The organism is Hominimerdicola alba (assembly GCF_900112155.1).
Taxonomy (GTDB): domain Bacteria; phylum Bacillota; class Clostridia; order Oscillospirales; family Ruminococcaceae; genus Hominimerdicola; species Hominimerdicola alba_D.
In genome coordinates this window covers 1-1296 of sequence record NZ_FOKQ01000099.1, presented here as the reverse complement: position 1 = coordinate 1296, position 1296 = coordinate 1, and the positions used below count along the sequence as shown (strand labels likewise).

Annotated in this window: 1 protein-coding gene; it reads right to left on the bottom strand. The window is 36.7% G+C overall.

What is annotated here, in order from left to right:
- Window positions 1-33: 33 nt before the first annotated feature.
- On the bottom strand, window positions 34-1296 hold a 1263-nt coding region (locus tag BM265_RS19500; protein WP_143098802.1), incomplete at its 5' end, for a vWA domain-containing protein.

Genomic DNA, 1296 nt, shown 5'->3' with positions numbered 1-1296 from the left:
ATTACTAACTTTCGCATCGTCAGTATTTACATTCTACACTGAGGTGTTCTTTTTTGCAACCCCTTGATTTGTTTGGTTACAGGAAGCTCCATTAAGCAGAGAAGAAAAAGGCGTAGCGCCACCCGTTGCCATCAAAGCCACCTTTGCCCAGATTGCTTCATATTCAAGTTCCTCTGATATGTCAGAAAAGCTACCCTGATTATAGTTCGAATCATGATATTTTTTGTATTTATTTATATATTTAGATGAAAATAAATCCATACAATCCATATTATAGTCTTCAATTACCTGAAAGTTCTTGTTAAATTTTTTTCGCGGCTTAGCATCCTTATCATCCATCAATCCATCTTTATCCGTATCCTCATCACAAGGATCCGAATTATAAGTGAAATAAACTGATGAATAAGTGGTCTTGCCACTATAATCATCATATACTTCTACAACTTTTGATCTTATATTATCAATAGATATTTCCTGTCCATCTAAAAGGCCGTCTCCATCACAATCCTTAATTTCAGGATCAGTATAGAAGATCTGTGCGTTAGAAATAACCAGTCCAGAAACCTCAAACTCATCAGGAAGTCCATCTTCATCTTTATCAGGAAGTGTTTTCAGATCAAAATGGTTTTTCTTTGAAAGATCCTTATAGATTGCATCCAGTTCTTCTGCTGTTGCAGCTACAAAAGAGTGTCCGCCGGTGTAGGATGCACAATCTTTCAGCTTCTGATTATCTGCATCTGAACCAAGACCTATCGTATGTATCTTAATGTTTTTTTCAGCAGCCTGTTTTATCAGATCATCAACGACATTCTTGCTAAGGTCGATCTTTAAATTAACATCGCCATCAGAAAGTAATACTATATGTCTGGTGTACCAATGCTCGACGGTGCTGAGTTGCTTTATTGCCTCTTCAAGTGCTGCACGCACATTAGTACCACCACCATTATATGGTTCTACTTTTCTTTTTAATTTTTCTTTGTCATCTACACCTAAGAAGCCGCTTACAAGCGTTGCTTTGCTTTCAAAACTAATAAGTGCAGTTTTGTCTTTCATAGTCATAGAATCGATGTAATTATCAATTGCAAGTTTTCTATAACCGTTTCTGTCATTACCGCTCATACTTCCTGAGCAGTCAAAGCATATAGCAGTTGCAAGCGGATCATACCAATCCTCAACATACAAGGAGGCCATTTTCCAAGCTTCAAACCATTCTTTTTTATCTACAAGCATATACTTGCTGAAATGAGTAGTATTTATGCTGACAGTAGAATTCTCTTCATCAAGTATGGTTTCAAG